This is a genomic window from Marinobacter sediminicola (assembly GCF_031157525.1).
Lineage (GTDB): Bacteria > Pseudomonadota > Gammaproteobacteria > Pseudomonadales > Oleiphilaceae > Marinobacter > Marinobacter sediminicola.
This window is the reverse complement of the sequence record NZ_JAVIXR010000001.1, coordinates 570,978-592,910: the sequence shown is the minus strand read 5'-3', so window position 1 is coordinate 592,910 and position 21,933 is coordinate 570,978. Positions and strand designations below refer to the sequence as shown.

General features: G+C 52.7%; 25 protein-coding genes and 1 pseudogene. 16 read left to right on the top strand and 10 right to left on the bottom strand.

The window, feature by feature from the left end; genetic code table 11:
* Positions 1 to 104: pseudogene (locus RG807_RS02650) on the bottom strand (electron transfer flavoprotein subunit beta/FixA family protein); the annotation flags it as partial.
* Between the two features lie 535 nt (positions 105 to 639).
* Between RG807_RS02650 and RG807_RS02645 the strand changes: the two are divergent.
* Positions 640 to 2,292 carry an electron transfer flavoprotein-ubiquinone oxidoreductase gene (locus RG807_RS02645; protein WP_309043467.1) on the top strand — a complete coding sequence of 551 codons (1,653 nt, stop codon included), beginning with the start codon at positions 640 to 642 and terminating at the stop codon, positions 2,290 to 2,292.
* A 153-nt stretch (positions 2,293 to 2,445) separates the two neighbouring features.
* Here RG807_RS02645 and RG807_RS02640 read toward each other — a convergent pair whose 3' ends face one another.
* The 7 genes from RG807_RS02640 to RG807_RS02610 form a co-directional block, all read right to left on the bottom strand.
* Positions 2,446 to 2,907 carry an FKBP-type peptidyl-prolyl cis-trans isomerase gene (locus tag RG807_RS02640; RefSeq protein ID WP_309043466.1) on the bottom strand — a complete coding sequence of 154 codons (462 nt, stop codon included), beginning with the start codon at positions 2,905 to 2,907 and terminating at the stop codon, positions 2,446 to 2,448.
* Positions 2,908 to 3,107: 200 nt separating this feature from the next.
* The gene (locus RG807_RS02635; RefSeq protein WP_200369555.1) at positions 3,108 to 3,674 is read right to left on the bottom strand and encodes a DUF1285 domain-containing protein; all 567 of its coding nucleotides are present in this window, start codon (positions 3,672 to 3,674) and stop codon (positions 3,108 to 3,110) included.
* 24 nt (positions 3,675 to 3,698) lie between these two features.
* Positions 3,699 to 4,595: a radical SAM protein gene (locus RG807_RS02630; RefSeq protein ID WP_309043465.1), complete on the bottom strand. Its 897-nt coding sequence runs from the start codon at positions 4,593 to 4,595 to the stop codon at positions 3,699 to 3,701.
* A 43-nt stretch (positions 4,596 to 4,638) separates the two neighbouring features.
* Complete coding sequence (gene sixA, locus RG807_RS02625; protein WP_298447158.1) at positions 4,639 to 5,088, bottom strand: phosphohistidine phosphatase SixA; 450 nt, start codon at positions 5,086 to 5,088, stop codon at positions 4,639 to 4,641.
* 34 nt (positions 5,089 to 5,122) lie between these two features.
* Complete coding sequence (locus tag RG807_RS02620) at positions 5,123 to 6,190, bottom strand: NAD(P)H-dependent glycerol-3-phosphate dehydrogenase (RefSeq protein ID WP_309043464.1); 1,068 nt, start codon at positions 6,188 to 6,190, stop codon at positions 5,123 to 5,125.
* Positions 6,191 to 6,256: 66 nt separating this feature from the next.
* Complete coding sequence (locus tag RG807_RS02615; protein WP_309043463.1) at positions 6,257 to 6,748, bottom strand: STAS domain-containing protein; 492 nt, start codon at positions 6,746 to 6,748, stop codon at positions 6,257 to 6,259.
* A 16-nt stretch (positions 6,749 to 6,764) separates the two neighbouring features.
* Entirely contained in the window at positions 6,765 to 7,985 is a 1,221-nt protein-coding gene (locus RG807_RS02610) for a PP2C family protein-serine/threonine phosphatase (RefSeq protein ID WP_309043462.1), read from the bottom strand.
* A gap of 113 nt (positions 7,986 to 8,098) precedes the next feature.
* Between RG807_RS02610 and RG807_RS02605 the strand changes: the two genes are divergently transcribed.
* Positions 8,099 to 9,583, top strand: coding sequence for an HD domain-containing protein (locus tag RG807_RS02605; RefSeq protein ID WP_309043461.1), 1,485 nt, complete (start codon positions 8,099 to 8,101; stop codon positions 9,581 to 9,583).
* Here the strand turns inward: RG807_RS02605 and RG807_RS02600 are convergent.
* Complete coding sequence (locus tag RG807_RS02600; protein ID WP_309043460.1) at positions 9,573 to 10,616, bottom strand: NAD(P)/FAD-dependent oxidoreductase; 1,044 nt, start codon at positions 10,614 to 10,616, stop codon at positions 9,573 to 9,575. The two genes, RG807_RS02605 and RG807_RS02600, sit on opposite strands and share 11 nt — an antisense overlap.
* Before the next feature lie 118 nt (positions 10,617 to 10,734).
* On the opposite strand from RG807_RS02600, the gene RG807_RS02595 reads away from it, so the two are divergent.
* The 10 genes from RG807_RS02595 (at position 10,735) to RG807_RS02550 (ending at position 18,588) form a co-directional block, all read left to right on the top strand.
* Positions 10,735 to 11,691 (top strand): acyl-CoA desaturase, encoded by a 957-nt coding sequence (locus tag RG807_RS02595; protein ID WP_309043459.1) that lies wholly within the window; start codon positions 10,735 to 10,737, stop codon positions 11,689 to 11,691.
* Positions 11,688 to 12,143: a nuclear transport factor 2 family protein gene (locus RG807_RS02590; protein ID WP_309043458.1), complete on the top strand. Its 456-nt coding sequence runs from the start codon at positions 11,688 to 11,690 to the stop codon at positions 12,141 to 12,143. The genes RG807_RS02595 and RG807_RS02590 overlap by 4 nt, the downstream gene beginning before the upstream one ends.
* Positions 12,140 to 12,940 (top strand): SDR family NAD(P)-dependent oxidoreductase, encoded by an 801-nt coding sequence (locus tag RG807_RS02585; protein WP_309043457.1) that lies wholly within the window; start codon positions 12,140 to 12,142, stop codon positions 12,938 to 12,940. The genes RG807_RS02590 and RG807_RS02585 overlap by 4 nt, the downstream gene beginning before the upstream one ends.
* Positions 12,937 to 14,202, top strand: a complete 1,266-nt coding sequence (locus RG807_RS02580) for an NAD(P)/FAD-dependent oxidoreductase (protein ID WP_309043456.1) — start codon at positions 12,937 to 12,939, stop codon at positions 14,200 to 14,202. Before RG807_RS02585 ends, RG807_RS02580 begins: the two co-directional genes overlap by 4 nt.
* 2 nt (positions 14,203 to 14,204) lie before the next feature.
* Positions 14,205 to 15,089 (top strand): DUF1365 domain-containing protein, encoded by an 885-nt coding sequence (locus RG807_RS02575; protein ID WP_309043455.1) that lies wholly within the window; start codon positions 14,205 to 14,207, stop codon positions 15,087 to 15,089.
* Positions 15,077 to 16,351, top strand: coding sequence for a class I SAM-dependent methyltransferase (locus RG807_RS02570; RefSeq protein WP_309043454.1), 1,275 nt, complete (start codon positions 15,077 to 15,079; stop codon positions 16,349 to 16,351). The genes RG807_RS02575 and RG807_RS02570 overlap by 13 nt, the downstream gene beginning before the upstream one ends.
* Complete coding sequence (locus RG807_RS02565; protein ID WP_309043453.1) at positions 16,348 to 16,860, top strand: DUF2878 domain-containing protein; 513 nt, start codon at positions 16,348 to 16,350, stop codon at positions 16,858 to 16,860. The genes RG807_RS02570 and RG807_RS02565 overlap by 4 nt, the downstream gene beginning before the upstream one ends.
* Before the next feature lie 18 nt (positions 16,861 to 16,878).
* The gene (locus RG807_RS02560; protein ID WP_309043452.1) at positions 16,879 to 17,043 is read left to right on the top strand and encodes a hypothetical protein; all 165 of its coding nucleotides are present in this window, start codon (positions 16,879 to 16,881) and stop codon (positions 17,041 to 17,043) included.
* 81 nt (positions 17,044 to 17,124) lie between these two features.
* Positions 17,125 to 17,937 carry an exodeoxyribonuclease III gene (gene xthA, locus RG807_RS02555; RefSeq protein ID WP_309043451.1) on the top strand — a complete coding sequence of 271 codons (813 nt, stop codon included), beginning with the start codon at positions 17,125 to 17,127 and terminating at the stop codon, positions 17,935 to 17,937.
* An 18-nt stretch (positions 17,938 to 17,955) separates the two neighbouring features.
* Positions 17,956 to 18,588 (top strand): TetR/AcrR family transcriptional regulator, encoded by a 633-nt coding sequence (locus RG807_RS02550; protein ID WP_309043450.1) that lies wholly within the window; start codon positions 17,956 to 17,958, stop codon positions 18,586 to 18,588.
* Positions 18,589 to 18,595: 7 nt separating this feature from the next.
* Here the strand turns inward: RG807_RS02550 and RG807_RS02545 are convergent, their stop codons facing one another.
* Positions 18,596 to 19,012, bottom strand: coding sequence for a phasin family protein (locus tag RG807_RS02545; protein WP_309043449.1), 417 nt, complete (start codon positions 19,010 to 19,012; stop codon positions 18,596 to 18,598).
* 391 nt (positions 19,013 to 19,403) lie between these two features.
* On the opposite strand from RG807_RS02545, the gene RG807_RS02540 reads away from it, so the two are divergent.
* The 4 genes from RG807_RS02540 to hemH all read left to right on the top strand — a co-directional run bounded on the left by RG807_RS02540 (position 19,404) and on the right by hemH (position 21,923).
* Complete coding sequence (locus tag RG807_RS02540) at positions 19,404 to 19,841, top strand: YeeE/YedE family protein (RefSeq protein ID WP_309043448.1); 438 nt, start codon at positions 19,404 to 19,406, stop codon at positions 19,839 to 19,841.
* A 4-nt stretch (positions 19,842 to 19,845) separates the two neighbouring features.
* Complete coding sequence (locus RG807_RS02535; RefSeq protein WP_309043447.1) at positions 19,846 to 20,277, top strand: DUF6691 family protein; 432 nt, start codon at positions 19,846 to 19,848, stop codon at positions 20,275 to 20,277.
* Positions 20,278 to 20,339: 62 nt separating this feature from the next.
* The gene (locus RG807_RS02530) at positions 20,340 to 20,768 is read left to right on the top strand and encodes a protein tyrosine phosphatase family protein (RefSeq protein ID WP_309043446.1); all 429 of its coding nucleotides are present in this window, start codon (positions 20,340 to 20,342) and stop codon (positions 20,766 to 20,768) included.
* Between the two features lie 45 nt (positions 20,769 to 20,813).
* On the top strand, positions 20,814 to 21,923 hold the full coding sequence (gene hemH / locus RG807_RS02525; RefSeq protein ID WP_309043445.1) for a ferrochelatase: 1,110 nt from the start codon (positions 20,814 to 20,816) through the stop codon (positions 21,921 to 21,923).
* Positions 21,924 to 21,933: the final 10 nt, after the last annotated feature.

Genomic DNA, 21,933 nt, shown 5'->3' with positions numbered 1-21,933 from the left:
ATTGCCATTTTGACGTTGGCGAGATCAACACCAGTGTTATCCGGCTTGACGCGTACCTTTACGTTGTAGTCGATTACTCGTTTTACAGCGACCAGAACCTTCATAGATTCCTCGTTCTTCTACGATGGGTTAATGACTCTCAACCAAAAAATACTCTTAGACAGGCCCTGAATGGGCGGGTGACAGAGCATTCTCGATTGCTGCGTCTCGGCAAGATACCGGTAAACTGGTATACAGACCGAACGTTACAAACAGCGGCCTCGCACTGGGGCCATCCGTCACGGCGGACTAATACTGAAGGCAAAGATTAAACGGGTCAATAGTCCAGTTAGACGCGCCACAGATGTTTTCTGAGCCAATTAACCGATACAGCAACTGCTGATAAGGGCAGAAACACACGCACCGGGCGGCTCAGCGCACTGTTTTACAGTACGAATCTACAATGCCAAACCTTTGGCTAAAATTCAAACAAACGTTTGTTTGAATCCTCAAATACGTTATCCTTTAAGCTTATAAAGGCTGAGTATTCGCCTGTGGGTAGTCGTCTGGGCAAACATTTACCGGTATGATGGCGCCCCAGAATTTTAAAAAAGCCTACGGGCATACAAAATCCATTAAAAGATGTTTGAGGAGACCAACGTGGAACGCGAATCGATGGAATTTGATGTTCTTATCGTCGGCGGCGGCCCTGCTGGCTTGTCGGCAGCTTGCCGAGTTATGCAGCTGGCACAAGAGTCTGGCGAAGAACTGACGGTGTGCGTAGTAGAGAAAGGTTCCGAGATCGGCGCGCACATTCTGGCCGGTACCGTATTTGAACCCACCGCCCTCAATGAACTCTTTCCCGATTGGAAAGAGAAAGGCGCCCCACTGAACACTCCGGTTACCCGTGACGATATTTTCCTGCTGAAGAACCAGGATAAGGGAACCAAGATACCAAACGCTTTCGTACCGAAGAACATGCACAACCATGGCAACTATATTATCAGCCTTGGTAACCTGTGCCGCTGGCTTGGTGAACAGGCGGAAGCCCTGGGCGTAGAAGTATACCCAGGGTTTGCTGCAGCTGAGACGATTGTAGAAGACGGCCAGGTTAAAGGCATCATTACCGGTGACATGGGCGTTGCAGCCGATGGCTCTGAAAAAGACGGCTACATGCCGGGCATGGAACTGCGCGCCAAGTACACACTGTTTACCGAAGGCTGTCGTGGGCACCTGGGCAAGCGTCTGATTAAAGATTTCAATCTCGACGAAGGCAAAGACCCCCAGCACTACGGCATCGGTATTAAAGAGCTGTGGGACATTGACCCTGCCAAACATGAGCCGGGCCTTGTCGTTCACACAACCGGCTGGCCTCTGACAGAAACCGGCTCTACCGGTGGCTCCTTCCTTTATCACCTTGAGAACGGCCAGGTCTACGTTGGGTTGATTGCTGATCTTTCCTACAGCAACCCACACATGAGCCCGTTTGAAGAATTCCAACGCCTCAAGCTCCACCCTGAATTCCGAAAGTACCTGGACGGCGGCAAGCGGGTATCCTATGGCGCGCGGGCCCTGAGCAAGGGTGGATACAATGCCCTGCCCAAGATGAGCTTCCCCGGCGGCCTGATACTGGGTTGCGATGCGGGCACCCTGAACAGCTCCAAGATTAAAGGGTCTCACACTGCTATGAAATCTGGCCTTTTGGGCGCTGAAGCAGTATTTGAAGCACTTAAGAATGGCCAGACTGGTGAGGAAATCACCAGTTTTGCAGACCGTTTTGAAAAGAGCTGGCTGTATAAAGAGTTGTACGATGAGCGCAACTTTGGTCCAGCGATGCATAAGTTCGGCAATTTCATTGGTGGTGCAGTCGCATTCTTCGAGCAGAACATTCTGCGCAGAAGCCTGCCGTTCACCCTGCGTGACTTGACGCCTGACTACGCCACAATGAAACCTGCGGCTGAGTGCAAAAAGGTCAGTTATCCCAAGCCGGATAACAAGCTGACCTTTGACCGCCTGACGTCGGTGTTTATTTCCAACACCAACCACGCGGAAAACCAGCCGGTTCACCTGAAGCTGACCGACCCTGACATCCCCATTAACCACAACCTGCCGAAGTACGATGAGCCTGCTCAGCGCTACTGCCCTGCAGGGGTTTACGAAGTGGTTGAAAAGGACGACGGCAGCGGAATGCGCTTCCAGATCAACGCTCAGAACTGTGTTCACTGCAAGACCTGTGATATCAAGGACCCTGCACAGAACATTACCTGGGTAACGCCCGAAGGCGGCGGTGGTCCAAACTACCCCAACATGTAAGTTGGCGTGGTAGCCTAAAGCATCGATTTACCCGATGCTTTGAAAGAACGGAGTTGCGGTTGAATCCGCAGCTCCGTTTTTTTATTCTCGCTTTATAGGCGGACAAAAAAAGGGCTCCCAAAGGAGCCCTCTTCAGAACCGGCACTTACACTCTTAGTGAGCGTGACCGTGTTCCTGTTCTTCTTCAGTGGCGTCACGCGCTTCGATGACTTCAACATCAAAGTGCAGAGTCTCGCCAGCAAGCGGGTGGTTCGCGTCGATGGTGACGGTTTCTTCGCTTACTTCCACAACACGCACAACCTGGGGGCCGCCCGGGGTCTGTGCCTGGAACTGCATACCTGGTTCGATGGTGTCGACACCTTCAAACGCGGTACGTGGAACTGGCTGAACCAGCTCTTCGTTGATTTCGCCGTAGCCTTCAGCAGGCTCAACAGAAACTTTAACCTGGTCGCCTGCGTTCTTCTCGTTCAGTGCGCTTTCCAGCCCACCGATGATGTTTTGTGCACCTTCCAGATAAGACAGAGGCTCGCGACCTTCGCCACGGGAGGAGTCCAGCTCTTCTCCCTGGTTGTTGGTGAGCGTGTAGTGGATGGTAACAACGCGAGGTTGGGCCATGTGATCTCCTTGAGTGTCGCAATGACTGTTTGATTGATTAAGGGCAATCGAAAGTAATCATGAACAGCCAGACTGAACAGAGGGACTAACGACCACCGGGCCTCGTTTGAGAGCCAGGCTCGTAACAAGAATGAAAACACAGTTTAACAAGTGACAGAGTGCGTTTTCCACCGTCATTTCTGGGGGCGCCCCCAGGCTTTTCAACCGCCCTGCCCGATTTTGTAGAAATTTCCGTGGCTGAATACGCCCAATACCGGCTTTCCGTCGATGGTTTGTTCCACAACATACTCTGCCAAATCGTAGTAAGCCGCGGTTACAAGGCGGGCGTCGACACCATGGCGTATGCGCACTATGGGCCGGGGTTGATCCGACGCCTCATAGCTGCCGACTTCGAGGGGATGGTCCACGCCAACTTCAATAGTTTCGCCCACGTTGGTGGTTAACTTAATGATCTGTTGCTCGCCGCTTCCCTCAACGGTAAGAGAGTGAGCAAGCAAAGGCGTATCCTCAACCTGAATCCGCCACTTCTCTACAGGCGTTACCAGGTAGTAGTGCCCGTCTTCCTCACGGCGGAGTATGGTTGAAAACAATTTCACGATAGCTTCCCGGCCGATTGGGTCGCCCTTGTGAATCCATAGGCCATCACGGCTAATCCGCAAATCCATGTCTCCGGAAAGTTCCGGGTGCCACTTTTCCAACGGTGGATGGCTGAGATTTTTTCCAGCTTTTTGCACCTGTTCAACAAGATTGTCCGGGCTCTGGCTCATATCTCAGCTCCGTTAATCGGTAATTTACAACCCACGCTGCCACTCGGCCCTGAGCGGCACTGCGCCCGGGCTTGTGATGGCAAGGTTAACCTGATCCAACAATTTCTGCTTGTCCCGCCCCAGGGTTCCTTTAAGGACCAGATAATTTGAGGCGTGGTCGCTTCTGAATATGGTTTTATCGAGTTCAAGGTGTTCAAGAAAGGTTTTAATCTCCTCAAACAGCCCTTGCTGGGAAAGCGGTACAAAATCCGCACCAAACCCTTCACGGAAACGTTCTTCTCCCTGGGGAAAGCTGACCACCAGAGTAGAGAGGTAATCGGGCTGGGTTTCGTTGCACAGGGTTGCCGTATTGATGGCATGTTGGCGGGAAAGGGTTTCGCCACCTAAACCATTCAGCACCATTACAGAACTGGTTAGCCCCGCTTCACGAATTTTCACCAAGGCAGAGCGCGTTGATTCCCAGGTTTCCCCTTTATTGATGCGCTGCAAGACCTCGTCGTCCCCGGATTCCATTCCAACGTAGAGAATCTTTAGCCCGGCTTCCCGCAGCTGTTTGAGTTCTTCCACAGTCTTCTTGGCGAGGTTTCTGGGTAGGCAGTAGCTGGACACTCGCTGCAATTCCGGGAACGCCGCATTCAACTCCCCCAGTATCTCCAGCAATCGCCGGGTGGGCAGCACCATGGCGTCACCATCCGCCAGAAACACCCGCTTTACTCCGCCCAGGCTGTTGGCTGCATTTTCAATATCCTTGCGGACATCCTCCGGCTTGCGGGCGCGGAATTTTTTCTGTGGCTGAGTGTACATTTCACAGAAGGTGCATTTATTCCAGGAGCAGCCGTTGGTTACCGGCAGAATCAGCGATTTTGCTTCGCTGGGTGGCCGGAAAACGGGCTCAACATAATCAATAGGAAAGCTGTACATAGTATGTACTCAAACAAAAGAAGTGACCCTGATCCTAATTTAATCAGGGCAAAAACTGGGTTTTCAAGTCGGCGCAGCCAGGGCCTACAACGGGCATATCAAGGACCACTGCTTGCGAGGTCATAAAGGGAATGCCCCGGCGATGCCCATCAATAAGCAATGTAGACAAGGCTCCCACCAAAGGCATATGCGATACCAACATTAACGGTGAGTGCTTGTTTTCAAGCAGAGCATTCAGACAAACCCCAGGGTCGTCATCCGGTGTGATGAAATCTTTCTCTTCCACAGGGCAGTTCAGAATCTCTGAAACAATGGCCGCTGTTTGCCGTGCACGTATGTAGGGGCTGCTCCAGATTACTTCTGGGCGCCAAGGCGACGAGGCGATCTGCGTCGCGCACTGCGCAACCTGCTTGCGGCCAATTTCGGTGAGCGTTCGTTCCTGATCAAGCGAGTGCCAACCAGCCTCGCCATGACGCATAATGAGCAGATGCACAGTTAACCTCCAATAGTGGCTCCCGTATTACTCTTTATTCTGCGACTGTCCTGGGCAGTATGAACTCCACGTCGGAGTTCTGCACAGACATCATCAGCTTGTTGATTACGGCACTGATGGGCGCGTCTCCGTACAAAATCTCAAAAAGCCCGCGAACCAAGGGCATGTAGATCCCTAGCTCTTCAGCCTTTTCTTTCACCAGTTCCAGCGTGTAGATGCCTTCCGCTACCTGGCCCAGTTCGGCCACAGCATCATCCAGTTTCTTACCCTGGCCTACAGCATGGCCAACCCGGTAATTTCGGCTTTTTGAAGAAGTGCAGGTAGCAATCAGATCGCCTACGCCCGCAAGCCCCATAAAGGTCATCGGGTTGGCTCCAAGGCTGACAGCAAAGCGGCTCATTTCGGCAAGCCCGCGGGTAATCAGCATGGCCTTGGCGTTTTCACCCATATTCAAGGCGGAGGCTAAACCAGAAACAATGGCGTAGATATTCTTGAGTGCGCCTGCTAGTTCTACGCCGTAGATGTCCACGTTGGCGTACACACGGAAGTACTCACATCCGAGAAGATCCTGAACCCTGCTTCTTACCTGGGGATCTTTGGCTGCAATCACCGTGGCGGTAAGCTCCCGGTTTGCAATTTCGCTCGCAAGGTTCGGGCCGCTTAGAACCCCAATGCGACAATGAGGGATTTCTTCTTGGAGAATTTCGCTCATGAGCTTGAAGCCATTGGCTTCGATGCCCTTGGTCAGGCTTACAACAATCTGCCCTTGAGGAAAGTTGCCACTGTTTTCTTTGATTACGGCACGGAATGCCTTGCTGGGGATGGCGACAAATACGATTTCCGCTTTGTTTACAGCGCTGGCCAGGTCCGTGGTCGGCTGTATATCGCCTTTGATAACGACATCTGGCATATAACGGCTGTTAATGCCGGTTGTGCGTATTTCTTCGGCCTGGGCCTCATCACGCATCCAGAAGTGCACCCGGTGGCCATTCTCACCAAGTACTTTTGCCAGGGCAGAGCCAAAGCTGCCTCCTCCGAGAACCGCTACATCGTGCACCGGCTCTTCGGCCCCATTTTTTAGAGGCTCGTTTTTTTCGGGCATAGTTATTCCGTCTGTTTTGAATCAGGTTCGAATCTGTTGGGGCCCTGATGAGGCAAACACAGCATTTCAGCCGGGTTCTTCGCACTCCAGAGCGCGAACAAGATTCTTGAACTCTTCCCGGTTTTGGCTGTTCAGCCCCATAAGAACCTTATGAGCAGCCAGTACCCTGTCACGCACGTCCTGTTCGCTCGCTCTCAGTACAGGTATTTCTTCGAGTTCTTCGATGCGGGAGGCAGGCTCACGGACGATAATGAAGATCTTATCAAAGCCCATGGAGGTGATAATACGGGTAATGTCGGGGTTGGTCGTAATAAGCGTAGGTAAGAACTGGCTTTGCTTTTGGGCTGCCATCGCAATTTTGGCGAGGAGGCCGAGGGTAGTGCTGTCAATAATTTCGGTTTCCGTGAGATCAATAACCACGGTTTTAAAATGCGGATCCAGGGTAATGGAATCAACCAGATTGTCCAGCGTGCAACAAAGGTTCAGCCGGATTTCTCCAATAAACTTAAGGACATAAATGCCCTGTTTTTCAGCCTGTAGGATCTTGTAACCAGCCATGTCTCTCACACTGCCATTATTTCAACGATGTGTTGTCTGACACTTTCACTGTATCAGTAACCGTCACTATACCGATATCGTCCGGCAACTCCGTGATCTCATCGAGATTGAGAGCCTCGCTTAGAGATGCGACAGTGTGACGACCTCCAGATACGAGTTCAAGTAGTCTCTGCTCCTTTTCATCCAGACTCTTTTGCCGGATGACTTCCAGAATCCCATCTGAAAACAGAATCAGATGAAACGGTTTGTCCAAAGCAACGTCGTATACTTCCCACTCCGGGGTTTCAAACAGTCCGATCGGAAGGCCGCTGCCTTCGAGAAATGCCGTTTCTCCACCATCAAAAGAGAGCACCGGCATCGGAAAATGTCCGCCCACCGAATACCGTAACTTACGCTCGCTAAGAGAAATGATACCAACAAACATCGTTACGTGTTTTCCGAGACCCGTGTCGAGCAGCTCGGAGTTAATGCGCTGCAAAAACCGATCAGGATAAAGAATGTCATCGGTGGATCCGCGGCGAAGATTTCGCTGTAAACGGTTACTCAGGTTTTTCAGCAGCACAGTGACAAATGCAGAGCTGGCACCGTGGCCAGACACATCGGCAATATAAACCAGCGTTTTGTCTTCACTAAGCGGGAAGTAATCGAGAAAATCACCACTCAGAAAGAGCGAAGGTTTAATCAAGTGATCAACATACAGGCCACCGGTAAACTGCTCTTTCTCGGGCAACATGCGCATCTGGACTTTTCGCCCTGCCCTTTGATCAGCCCGCAGTTCGGCAATACCATTTCGAAGGTCGCGGTTGGCGTCTTCAAGTTCCTGGCGATACAGCTGATTAAGGCGACTCAACCTTACACGGTCGAGTAATTTGCGAATTACATCACTCAGGGACTTTTTATCTTTACCAAATGGTTTAAGTACGAAATCCGAGGCCCCTGAACGAAGCGCATCGACGACCTCTTTGCTCGATTCAGTGGCGGAGAATGCAACAATTGGCGTGGGTGATTCGGCTTCTTCCAACTGATCCGCCAAGCTCTCGATCTGAGGAGGCATGAGGTCTGCAAAGATAACATCGGGCATGTTATCTTCAATAACTGCACTTGCCGTGGCCAGATCACGATAGCCAGACACATAAAAGCCCCTGGTTTCAAGGTAGCGCGCAAGTTCAGCGCGAGTCTTCTCGTCTGCATCAATGATCAGGATTCGAATGAGTAGGCGCCCGGTGCGCGAGGTCATGGCTGCTGCCCTAAACTACCAGCGATAAAGGAAAATTGGCGTTTCAAAACCTATTTTGGCACGCCTCTGTGATATAACAAGGCCAGTTTCACGAAACCCGGAGATTCCTGCGAATGAGAAGTGCAGTAAATGACCTGTTGGGCGCTTATGACAAGCTGATTATGGACCCGGTTCACGGCGCGATTCCGTTATACCGTCATGAGGTGCAGGTGATTGACCACCCTCTGTTCCAACGCCTGCGGAACATCTGCCAAAACGACATTCTCAGCCTGGTATTCCCCGGCGCAACACACTCCCGGTTTTTGCACAGTATTGGGGTGATGCACGTTGGCACACGAATGTTCCGCTCCATGATCGACGCCTACCTGCGCGAGCGTCAGCTTAGCAACCAGACAGATCTCAGCTTGAGCCAACTGGACGCCATTGATTACCTGGCAAAAACCATTCGCATGGGGTGCTTGCTTCATGACAGCGGGCACTCAAGCTTCTCGCACCAGTTCACCAAGGCACAGCGGATTCGTGATCTGATGAGCCGCCCAGGTCGCTTTGCCGATCTGTGGGAAGGTGTCGATTATTCCGCCTACCACCGTGCCGAACCAGAGGAACTGGAGCATGAGCACTATTCCGTGCGGGTAGCGCACGATGTGCTCGCAGCGGTAGATATGGAAGGAGCCGGGCTTCATGCCGAAGATGTTATCGGCATTATGGAAACCACCGAGGTGACACCAAGCGAAACCTTCTGCCGCCATGCCAGAACCTTCTGGGGCTTTATCGCAGGAGCAGATGCAGAAGCCGGATCTTTGATCAGCGAGAATATTCCACAGCTGGTGCTTGGCCTGCTCTCATCCATCGTATCCGGGGAAATTGATGCCGATCGCGCGGATTACATGCTCCGCGACGGGTTTCACTCGTCGGTGACCATCGGTGGGTTCAACCTCGACCACCTGCTGAGCAACCTGCGTATTGGATGGGACGAATCCGAACCCTGGCTTGGGCTGGCTATTACTCAGAAAGGTTTGGGGGCGCTGGAAGACTTTGTATACAGCCGCTACCAGATGTACCGCAAGGTATACGCCCACAAAACAGCACTGGGATTCGACTGGCTGCTGCGTGAGGCCATCAACGAAGTTCTGGAGGATGCAGAGAGCTTTGAGTGGATTGATACCTGCCTTAGCAACATGCAGTACTTTGCAGAGCTCACTGATAACTTCTTTTGGGAGGCTTTCCGGAAGGTTGCCCGCCAGCGCCCCGACAGTTTTTCTTTCTGCATCGTCAACCGAGTAAAGCTGAACCATTTGGATACCCGGGAAGATCTGTCAACCAGTGGCATTACCAGCCACAGCGACTGGCTGGCCGAAGCTATGGAATTGAATCCGGCCCACGTGGTTACTTGCTCCATGCGGGCTCGTTTTTCCAACATTCAGGATAACTTCAACGGCATAAAGGTGCTGGTGCGGGACCCGGTGAACCGTACCCGCTCCCTGAAGAAGATCACCGATGTCAGTGCCTTTTTCAGCAAGTTCAGCGACGGAACCATCACACACTTTTATACCCGCCCGGACTCCACCATAGAGCCCAGCACAGAAATTAGCGGTTAATCGGCTTTCCCGAACAGGCAGATACCAAGCTAGAGGCGCTGTCGAAAGCGCCTTCAACCCTGCCGCCGCAGAGCCAATCGCCCGCAAGGCCGATCCCCTGCTCTTCAAACCAAAGGTGGCCCGGGTTGGCACCCCCTTCTGATCGGGCATACAGCCAGCGATGAGCGACTGAATCGGTCACGCTCGTGTCTGTTCCGGTCAGCTCCCGGAAGGCTGCGATCAGGTTCGCCATTACCTGCTCCGGCGTTGCATCGACATGCTGTTCCGTCCAGTCTGCGTTTGCATGCAACACCCACCACACGCCTTTATCCTGGGAATCTGCATTCTCACGCCCAGGTTTGCTGGAGTTATTGGCCACCCAGTAAAGAGCGGGGTGATCACACCGCATGCCAACGTGGCGCGACCATGGATTCTCCTCAAATCTGGCGGCCACAGCCCAGCAAGGTAAAACCCGGCTTACTGCATCATCAAGCTGTGCGGCCAGTTCAAGCAAATCACTCTGTACCAGCAAATCTCTGGCCTGGGCCGGCGGCGCAGTGATAATAACCTGATCGAATTGGCCCACCTGCTCTCCACTGGTATCCCAAAGTAACCACCTACCCTTGTTGCGGGTAAGTTGCTCAATCCGGATTTCTGCCACCACATTTACATGGGCCGCCAGCGCACGTGAAATAGCGGTCATTCGCGGCGTACCAACATAACGAAGTTCGTCAGGAAATCCCTGCCACTGGCCTTGCTTGTCCTGAAATCCCAGGTGGCCTTTCCACACACCAAAGCTGTTCTTCCCGGCAAACTCTGTCAGAAATGGCAGAAAGTCCGGATTCCGGGCAGTGAAGTATTGAGCACCAATGTCTGCGGATCCGCCAGCAACCCTTTTTGATGCGAGCCTGCCTCCGGGCCCCCGGCTTTTTTCAAAGACTGTTACGTCGTGACCCTGCTGTTTCAGTTTGATGGCGGCAGTTAAACCCGCAAGGCCTGAACCAACTATCGCAATACGGCGTATATCATTTCCACAAATCGTCTCATTAAACATGGTTTAAGGTGCATCCAATGACTGTGGTCAGAGCGTACAAACCAGCAAGCGAAAGGGCCCGGGTTTTCCGAACACCTCGCTGTGCAGGTTCCATTCAGAGCAAAAGGGCAATCAGGGTATGACCCGAGTGCAAAATTTGTTTATCAACATTCAAAGATGGTTCGATTCCGACGCCGGTTCGGATCACATTGATGCAACATCCCGCGCCTTTAACATTGTGCGGGTCATACCGTTTCTGGCCTTGCACCTGGCCTGTTTACTGGCCTTCTACACAGGCGTTAGTGGGTTTGCTGCTGGTTTCGCCTTGGTGTTTTTTTGGCTGAGAATGTTCGCCATTACCGGATTCTATCATCGGTACTTTGCCCACAAGACCTTCAAAACCAGCCGCACCGCACAATTTGTATTTGGTGTACTCGGCGCCAGTGCCGCTCAGCGAGGGCCACTTTGGTGGGCAGCGCACCATCGACACCACCACCAGCATTCTGACCGGGAACAAGACCTGCACTCCCCTCACCAAGGCGGTTTCTGGTGGGCCCACATGGGGTGGTTTACCTGTGATGCAGGTTTTATTACTGATGAAAAACGCATACGCGACTGGCTAAAATTCCCGGAACTCAAGCTTCTGAACCGTTTTGATGCCTTGGTACCCGCTGCTTCGGCTGTTTTGATCTACGGCTTGGGTGAGGCGCTGGCAGCCTGGGCGCCAGGGCTTGGCACCAACGGCCTGCAAATGCTGGTCTGGGGATTTTTCATATCAACGGTGGCGCTGTTTCACGCAACCGTTTCAATTAACTCGCTCTCCCATGTGTGGGGCAAACGTCGGTTTGAGACAGCCGACGATAGCCGAAATAATTTTTGGTTAGCACTGCTGACTCTGGGCGAAGGCTGGCATAACAATCACCACCGGTGGCCGCAGTCTGTACGCCAAGGCTTCCGCTGGTACGAAATAGACATCACCTGGTATGGGCTTTGGGCTCTATCGAAATTAGGCATCATCTGGGATTTGAATCCGATCCCCAGGCATATTCAGGAAGAAACCCGACAGCGTGACGAACTCAGGAAGGTGCAGAAATGAAAATCGAAGTTGGCTGTCCCAATTCAGCTGTGCCCGCCACATTGGAAGCATTCAAAACGCTGTTCAACCAGCTGGACAAGGGTAACCTGAATAAACTGCCTGCTGTGTACAGCAAAGATATCCGGTTTCAGGACCCCCTTGGTGCTGTAGAAGGCCTTGATGCACTCACTCATTACTTCGCAGGCGCCTATTCCAACGTGATCTCCTGCCAGTTTGTTTTTGAGGAAGCCGTGGTTCAGGACAGCTTTGCCACTATTCCCTGGGTAATGCATTTGCGCCACAAACGTATTCGCGGCGGCAATGAGATACACGTCGCAGGCATCAGTCATGTGGCGGTGAAATGCGGCAAGATCTGTTACCACCGGGACTATTTTGATGCCGGGCAACTGCTGTATGAAAACTTGCCGGTGATCGGCGGTGTTATTCGCTGGGTGAAGGGGCACGCAGGATGAGTGAGCGTCTTAAAACCGTATCCAACATCTGGATTACCGGCGCCAGTTCAGGGATTGGCGAGTCATTAACCCAGGCCCTCGCGCGTGGCGGACATCGCTTAGTCGTTACCGGGCGCCGAGCTGAGCCTCTGGCACAACTGCAAACACTTGCAGCAGGGAAAATCACTCCGGCAGTGGCGGACACAACCCGCAAAGAGGATCTACAAGCGCTGGCGCCAGTACTGGAATCCTTTGGCGATCTGAACATGGCTATCCTCAACGCGGGTACCTGTGAATACCTTGATGTTGCCGACTACAACAGCGATGTGATTACCCAGAATGTTGAAACCAATGTGATCGGCACTGCACGCTGCGTCGACATCGCCTTGCCTGCACTTCGCCGTACTCGTGCCAAAGGGTTACCAGCCACCCTGGTTATTGTGGGCTCTTCAGCCTGGTGGTTTCCATTCGCTCGTGCTGAAGGCTATGGCGCATCCAAGGCGGCATTAGCGTACTTCGCCCAGAGCCTGCGTGCGGATCTGGCAGCAGAGGGCATTGATGTGGTCCTGGTATCACCAGGGTTTGTAAAAACGCCACTGACTGACCGCAACGATTTCCCGATGCCATTTCTCGTCACTGCCGAAGATGCCGCAGAACGGATTGTGAGTGGTCTTGCCAAGGGCCATAACGAAATCGCGTTCCCAAAGCGTTTTACGTGGATTCTTAAATGCTTGGGCGCCCTGCCGCAGTCACTGATCGACCGAATGGCAGCCTCCATGGCCCGAAAAAGTTCCAGCGAACAGGAAAATAATCGATGAATAACGAACGTCAGCGTATTGCCGTGATTGGCGCCGGAGTGTCTGGCCTCACGGCTGCTTGGCTTCTGGCAGAAAAACACGATGTGGAAATCTTTGAAGCCGGTGATTACGCAGGTGGGCACACCAACACCGAATATGTGGAGGCAGATGGGCGAGTCTGGCCTGTGAATACCGGCTTTATTGTGTTCAACGACTGGACCTATCCGAATTTCATGCGCCTGATGGAGCGCCTGGGTGTGCCTTCGGAAGTCAGCGACATGAGTTTCAGTGTGGACAGCAGCTCCACAGGCCTGCAATACAATGGCACCAGCTTGAATACGCTGTTCGCCCAACGTAAAAACCTGCTTAACTTACGATTCCTGAATATGGTTCGTGAGATTCTCAGGTTTAACAAGGAAACCCGGGCCGATATGGTGGCTGGAAAGATCGAAAACACCGAAACTCTGGGCGCCTACCTCAACCGGAATGGCTATTCCCGGTACTTCCGGAACTACTACATTGTGCCTATGGGAGCAGCCATCTGGTCGGCGCCCGAGATTGTGCTGGAGCAGTTCCCGATCCGCTTCTTCCTGCAATTTTTCAATAACCACGGCATGCTGTCAGTTGACGACCGTCCTACCTGGAGGGTTATTTCCGGCGGTTCTGCCCAATACGTCAAGGCAATGATGGATCGGCTTGGAGGCTGCATTCGCCTGAGTACGCCCGTAGACGCTGTCAGCCGAAGTGAAAGCGGCGTTTCGGTGAGCGCTCAAGGCCAATCCCATGAGTTCGATCAAGTTATATTTGCCTGCCATAGCGATCAGGCCCTGGAGACGCTAACCGACCCCAGCGAACAGGAGCGGGATATTCTGGGCGCCATTCCCTATCAGAAAAACGATGTTGTTCTGCATACCGATAGCAGCGTACTCCCAAACAACCAAAGAGCCTGGGCCGCCTGGAACTACTACATCCCAAAGCACAGTTCGGAGCCGGTTTCGGTTACCTACAACATGAATATCCTGCAAAATTTCGATCAGGCGCCGGAAATTTTCTGTGTCACCCTGAACCGCAGTAAAGACATTGCTCCGGATAAGGTGATCAAGCGCTTCAACTATGCCCATCCTGTATTTACGCTGGATGCCGTTCAGGCGCAGGAGCGCTACACAGAGATTGGCAACCAAAACCGTACCCATTATTGCGGCGCATACTGGTTTAACGGGTTCCATGAAGATGGCGTGCGCAGTGCCCTGCGGGTAACAGGTGATTTTGGAATGGAGCTCTGACTATGGCCAGCCAATGGTTACAAGGCTCAATCCGCCACCGACGTCTGTATCCGGTTCGGCACGAGTTTGAATACCACACAGGCATGCTGGCTTTGGACACGGATGAGTGGCATCAGGTTACCCAGGTGAGCCCCTTCTTTTCACTTGAACGCTTCAATTGGATGTCCCTGAAACGTAAAGATTACTTCCGGCCGGAGGCCGGCGATCTTTCAGCAGCTGTGCGGGATCAGGTGAAAACTGCAACAGACTGGTTTCCTGATGGTGTAGTGGAACTGATTACCCACCCCCGCTACGCGGGCTATATCTTTAACCCTGTGAGTTTTTACTTCTGTTATCGCGCTGGCGAAAACGGTGCCAACGGCGATGTTCCTGCTGTGATCATGGCACAAATAACCAATACGCCCTGGCATGAGCGCCATGTGTATTGCCTGGAAACCATTGGCAGCGAAGCAAATGCAGCCGGATGGCGCACAGAGCAGTTCGGGTTCTCCAAACGTTTTCATGTATCGCCCTTCAACGCCATGGCGCAACACTACGAATGGACATTCAGCTTTCGCGGGCCAGAGCTGAGAGTCCACATGAACGTTCTGGAAGAAGGCAATAAACATTTTGATGCCACCCTGGTAGTCCAGAGAGCCCCTCTCACTCGTAAAACCCTCCATAAAAGTCTGCGCCAGTTCCCGGTGGAAGCATTCAAGGTTGCGGCCGGTATTTACTGGCACGCGCTGAAGCTGAAATTCAAGGGTGCGCCCTTCTACACGCACCCGGACAAACTCGCTGACAGTGACCCCGCCTACAGGCTGGGAGGCACAGATCAGGGGGTCGATGTGACCAGCACAGGCGACTCAAACAAGACTCGAGGAAAGGTAAGCTCATGGAGAACATGAACACTTCGGCCAATATTATCGCCAACTCTCAAGGCAACGCGTCACTGGTTAGCCGGATAGCGCGCAACCTGGTTATCCAACAGCTAAAGCAATTGGGAGCAGGTACCCTCACCATTCGTGAATCCGGCATGGACGACCTGGTGTTTGGCGATGGCAACTCTGAACACCCACCCGCAGAGCTGATTGTTCACCACCAAAGCACATGGCGTGACCTGCTGACTGGCGGCAGTGTTGGTGCGGCAGAAGCCTATGTGGCTGGAGACTGGTCTTCACCGGATCTTGTTGCCCTGCTCCGGTTTTTTACCCGAAATATAGACCGGATGAACGAGTTTGAAGACAAGTTCAGTTGGGTCACCAAGCCTGCACTGAAGAGCTTGCACTGGCTGAACCGCAATACAAAAGACGGCTCCAGAAAGAACATCAGCGCCCATTATGATCTGGGCAACGATCTGTTCGAAATCTTCCTCGATCCCACCATGATGTATTCCTCTGCGATTTACCCCAGCGCTGACTCGACACTGGAAGAAGCTGCCGTTCATAAGCTGGACACCATCTGTAAGAAACTGGACTTACAGCCCGGCGACCGGGTGATCGAGATAGGCACCGGCTGGGGAGGCTTTGCCATCCATGCTGCCAAACACTACGGATGCCACGTAACCACCACCACGATTTCCAAAGAACAGCTGGAACTGGCACAAGAGCGGGTACGCAGCGAGGGCCTGGACGACAAAATCACTCTGCTATTCGATGATTATCGCGATCTGGCAGGTCAGTTCGACAAGCTGGTTTCCATCGAGATGATCGAGGCCGTAGGGCCGCAGTTTCTCGACAGCTATTTCAGCCAGATTAACGCATTGTTGAAGCCAGATGGGCTGGCCCTGGTTCAGGCCATTAACATGCCGGAGCAACGTTACCAGCGCGCCCTGAATAACGTGGATTTTATCCAGCGGTTTATCTTCCCCGGGAGTTTTATTCCTTCCTTCGGTGCCATTCTGGAATCGGTGCGCAATCAGTCAAATCTTGTTCTGACCCACTCAGAAGATACCGGCTTTCACTACGCCCGCACGCTTCGGGACTGGTGCGAACGCTTTATGGCCAGCCGTGAAACCCTTGAGTCTATGGGCTATGACCAAGCCTTCCGCAAGCTCTGGCACTTCTATTTCGCCTACTGCGAAGCAGGGTTCAGCGAGCGGGCTATCGGGGTATCACAGTTGGTTTTCGCCAAACCCGGCAACAAGCGGCAGAACATACTGAGTGTATGATTACTTCAGAAACGGCTCGTAATGTACTGAACTTTATACTCTTTCAGATCGGCTGGTTTAACTGCGTGGTGTATCCCGATCTGATTGGACCCTTGGTGGTTGTTGCGTTTCTGGTTATCCATTTTGTATTGGTGAGCCAGAAACGTTTTACGGAGCTGCAGTTTATAGGGCTAGGGGTCCTCGTTGGCTCCTTGCTTGACGGGCTATGGCTCAATACCGGCATTCTGAGTGACGGTAGCACAGGCGATGGGCTACGAGTTACCCCGCCATGGCTGGTGGCTATCTGGGCAATTTTCATGACTACCCTCAGCCACTCCCTGAACTGGATCAGCCGCAAAACCTTGCTGGCCTTTATGTTTGCCCCCATTGCAGGTCCGTTCGCCTACTGGTCGGCAAGCAAACTGGGAGACGTTGCCCTGCCTGATCTGCCGCTCTCTCTGGCCGCCTTGGCGTTAGGTTGGCTTTTGGTGTTTCCGCTGTTGTTGTTTGCCCGAAATCATCTGGTGTAAATCCGGCCGGACAGCCTTGTGCTCAAGTTTCTGGTGGACTCCATCGTTCTTGGCTACGACAGCAAAGGCGCTCTCACCGCCTACTCGGGCCTTACCAACGTGCGGGAGAACGCCGATCAGAACTACACCGCAACCATTCATTATGCCGTGAGCAACTACCCGGAATGTGACCTCACGCCCTGAACCTGCCGTCTCTGTGGACGCAGCTCAGCGGTGTCAATGTGGTAAACTTCTGCGGCAACCAACGCCGGAGAGTTTTTAGCCATGATGTTTGTGTCTTTTAACGTCAACAGTATACGTACCCGCCTGCACCAGCTTGAAGCGCTGATTGAAAGCCATAACCCGGATTTCATCGGGCTTCAGGAAACCAAGGTAAGAGATGAGGAGTTCCCGGTTGAGGCCATTCGCGAACTGGGCTACCACGTGCATTTCCACGGCCAGAAAACACACTACGGTGTTGCGCTGCTATCCCGTATGGAGCCAGACCAGGTTCTTAAAGGCTACCCCGGAGATGATGAAGACGCCCAGCGACGCATGATTACCGGCCAGTTCACCATCAACGGGAAAAAGCTCACTGTCCTCAACGGTTATTTCCCCCAAGGCGAAAGCCGCGCCCACCCGGTGAAGTTCCCCGCCAAAGAAAAGTTTTATGCGGATTTGATGGCCTACCTCGACGAGCTTAACGATCGGGACGGCCACGTGGTGATCATGGGAGACATGAATATCTCCCCTACCGATAAAGACATCGGCATTGGCCCGGACAACGCTAAACGGTGGCTGCGCACCGGCAAATGCTCGTTCCTCCCGGAAGAACGGGAATGGCTAGGCCAGGTTGAAGCCCGCGGCTACACCGACGTGTTTCGCCACCTATACCCTGATGAAGCACAAACCTTCAGTTGGTTTGATTACCGCAGCAAAGGGTTTGATCGGGAACCCAAGCGGGGCTTGCGCATAGACCTGATCATGGCCAGCGACGGCCTGTTAACGAAAGCGAAGGAAGCTGGCGTATCTTACGAGTTCCGCGGCATGGAGCGGCCATCCGATCACTGCCCGGTGTGGGCTACATTTGAACTCTGATACCTGGCCAGGGCCGATATGACAAAAATTAAAACCCGGGACAGAATACTCAACACAAGCCTGTCGTTATTCAACAGTTTGGGTGAGCCCAACGTCACGACGTTACTGATCTCGGATGAGCTGGATATCAGCCCTGGCAACTTGTATTACCACTTCAAGAGTAAGGGCGACATTGTAGAGGAGCTGTTCTCTGCATTTGAGTCCGAAGTGCTGGATTTGCTGAGTGTTCCTGAAGATGTGGATATCAGCCTTGATCAACAGAGTTTCTTCTTGCACATGTTATTTGAAGCTGTAGCAAGGTACCGGTTCCTGTACCAGGATCTGGTAAATGTACTATCCCGCTACGAACGCCTGCAGTTGCGGTTCAAACGGATACTTAAAAAGAAGACCGGGGCTTTCCGTAGCATCTGCGAAAGCCTGCGAAACCAGAACATGATGAGAATTGCAGACGATGATCTGGGCTCGCTGTGTGAGCAGCTCACCCTGACTGCCTGTTATTGGAGTGCGTACGACACACTATCCCACCTTGAGGACCGGGAATTGGTAGACCCCGGTCGTGGCGTATATCAGATGATGCACCTGATGCTGCCCTATTTCGCTCCCGATGTTCAGGAGCATGCGAAACTGATCAGCCAAGGCTACCTGATGTAAGGCGCCTTTACTCTTCTTCGTCTGCGCGATTCTCGCCACGTAGCATCGAGAGTTCCGCTTCCAGTGCTTCAATCCTGTGTTCCAGGGCCGCTATATCCTCCCTGCGATGAATGCCCAGCCTACGCAATGCGCCCGACACGCGCTCATCAAAAAGATGTTCAAGCCTATCCCAAGTGCCTGTTGCTCGCTCACGAACACCCTCAACCCGATCTTCCACGGAGCGAATTTGTTTCTCCACCGCTCCCCGGGTTTTATTCTCCAACTGTTCGCCTTCCTGAACAAGGCGCTCAAAGAAGCGGCCTGTGTCCTCCTCAGCTTTTGTATAGGCTCCAAGGCCAGCCAGCCAGATCTGCCGTGCTGAGTCCTTTATTTTTGCAGCCAGTTGCGGATCATTTTCCGGGTTTTTGTCGTTCTCATCAGACATGTAACAACCTCTGGGAAGGGATAATTCACTCAAAGCCCATTATATTACAGCTGGCAGGCAATTTCAGTCGGGCTGAAAGCCCCATTGCAGCAGGGCTCAGTATAACAGCGGGGTTTATATGCAAAAATGTTCCCACGCAAAGCGGCTGCCAGCTTGAAGTGTTCAAAATATAGGCAATACTTGCTTATACCGGAGTCCTCGATGACGCCGGTTTGTCTGGAAGCCTTTCATGGATACTACTCGCACGCCTCTGCCCGGCATTCCCGCCGGGCTTTTTTTTGGTATGATTAACCCTAGTTATAAGCTTATTCCATTATGTGCCATTAAAGCCGCTTGCATCATAAGCAACTGGTATACCTTTACTGAAATGACGCGTTACAGGAGTTACTGAATGATTGACATCGCCTGGAGTAGTTTCACTCCCTGGTCGGCACTAATTGGTGGCGTATTGGTAGGTCTCGCCGCTGCAAGCTTTCTACTGCTAAACGGCCGGATTGCCGGAATCAGTGGCATTCTCGGAGGGTTGCTCTCTCCATCTTCCGGCGACATCAGCTGGCGAATTGCATTTCTCGCCGGAATCATCGGTGCACCGGTTATCTGGATGCTCGTCGCGGAGTTGCCACCCATTGAGATAGAGGCTGGATACCCTGCCCTTATAATTGCAGGTCTCCTTGTGGGCATTGGTACGCGATATGGGTCCGGCTGCACAAGCGGCCACGGCGTTTGCGGACTATCGCGGCTGTCGCCCAGATCATTTGTTGCAACTGTGAGCTTCATGTTCGCCGGGTTTGTGACTGTTTATATTATCCGACACGTACTGGGAGTGTAATTTCATGAAATCTGCTTTGGCCTCTTTATTTGCAGGCTTGCTGTTTGGCTTTGGTCTAATCGTATCTGGTATGGCAAACCCGGAAAAAGTATTGGGCTTTCTTGATATTACAGGTCTCTGGGATCCATCTCTTGCGTTCGTCATGGGTGGAGCGGTTCTGGTCGGGCTTTTTGCATTTGCCATTGCTCGCAAAAGAACCTTGTCGTTCCTTGGCTTCAGCATGAAGGTGCCGGCACACACTCACATAGATAAACGCCTGATCATCGGCGGCCTGATGTTCGGTGCTGGTTGGGGTATTGCCGGTTTCTGCCCGGGGCCTGGGCTTGTGGGTTTGGGTGCGGGTGAGATCAAAGCTGTTGTATTTGTAGCATCCATGATTGCTGGGATGGGGATATTCGAGATGGCTGAGCGCATGAGATCCGGCCCTTCATTCTGACAGGCGCCATCACCTATGAGATGATAACGTCGCTCTTTTATTGAATCCGGAGACTACCCCCCATGGATATCCGAAAGATTGATGACACGATTTCTGTGTCTCCCCAGATCACATATGGAGATGTGGCAGAAGCCGCCAGACTTGGCTTCAAAACCCTGGTTGCAAACCGTCCCGACCAGGAAGAATTTGGCCAGCCTGCTATGGCGGATATTGAGGCAGCGGCATTGGAAAACGGCATGACCTGGGTGTACATGCCTGTCGCATCGGGGAATGTAACAGATGCCGATGTTGATCGTTTTGGCGCCATGATCCAGGATTCCGACAAGCCCGTATTAGCTTTCTGCAGAAGCGGGACCCGCTGCACGGTCCTTTGGGCACTTAATGCTGCCCGCAGCACTAACGCCGAGGAAGTTTTCACCAAGGCTCGGGGCGCCGGTTACGACATCAGTGGCTTGGCCCCTCGCATGGCGCAGCAAGCTCGCAGCCAGTAAATATTACCTCGTTCTTTACGATCAACGCTCAGGATCCACCTCCCCATGCAATACATAGGTTCAGAGAACTTCCGGCACAACCAACCGGAACGGATTGGTGTGCTGGTAACCAACCTGGGCACACCTGATGCCCCAACACCCTCAGCCTTAAGACGATATCTGGGTGAGTTTCTTTCTGACCCCAGAGTAGTTGAACTGCCTCGCCCCCTTTGGTGGCTGATATTGCACGGAGTTATCCTTCGCATACGCCCCAAGCGCAGCGCTGCGGCTTATGCCAGTGTATGGCAACCTGAGGGCTCGCCCCTGCTGATTCATACGGCCAAGCAAGCTGAAGGTGTTCAGGAGGTTCTGAGGAAGAAATACGGCAATGACGTGGTTGTAGGCTTTGCCATGCGCTACGGCAACCCTTCTATTCCAAGAGTACTTGATGAAATGCAACAGCAGGGTGTCAGGAAACTGATAGTCCTGCCACTTTACCCGCAGTATTCCGCTTCTACATCGGCCTCGACGTTCGACGCCATTGCCAAAGATTTCTCGAAGCGCCGCTGGTTACCGGATCTACGCTTTATTTCACACTACCCGGATTACCCGCCCTACATTGAGGCAATGGCACGCCATATTGAGAGCCACTGGGCAGAGAAAGGCCGAAACCAGAAACTGATACTCTCCTATCACGGAGTGCCCCTTAAATATCTCACCAAAGGCGATCCTTACCACTGCGAGTGCCACAAAACCTCAAGACTGCTTGCAGAACAGCTTGGCCTGGCGAAAGACGACTATATGACCACCTTCCAGTCGCGATTTGGCAGAGAGGAGTGGCTGAAGCCCTATACCGACGAGATGCTGAAAGCGCTGCCCGGTCAGGGAATCAAATCGATAGATGTGTTTTGCCCAGGCTTTTCTTCTGATTGCCTGGAGACTATTGAAGAAATCGATGAAGAAAACCGCGGGTACTTTATGGAGGCAGGCGGCGAAGGCTTCAGCTACATCACTGCGCTGAATGCGACACCCGGGCACATTGGGGCCCTGGTGCAACTGATTGAAGAAAACCTGAAAGGCTGGGACTTGCCAGACAACCAACCTGAAACGCTGGCCGCTCGTAACCAGCATGCAGATGATCAAAAAAACGCGATCTATCCCGGCCGCTGCCTCTGAAACAACGGCT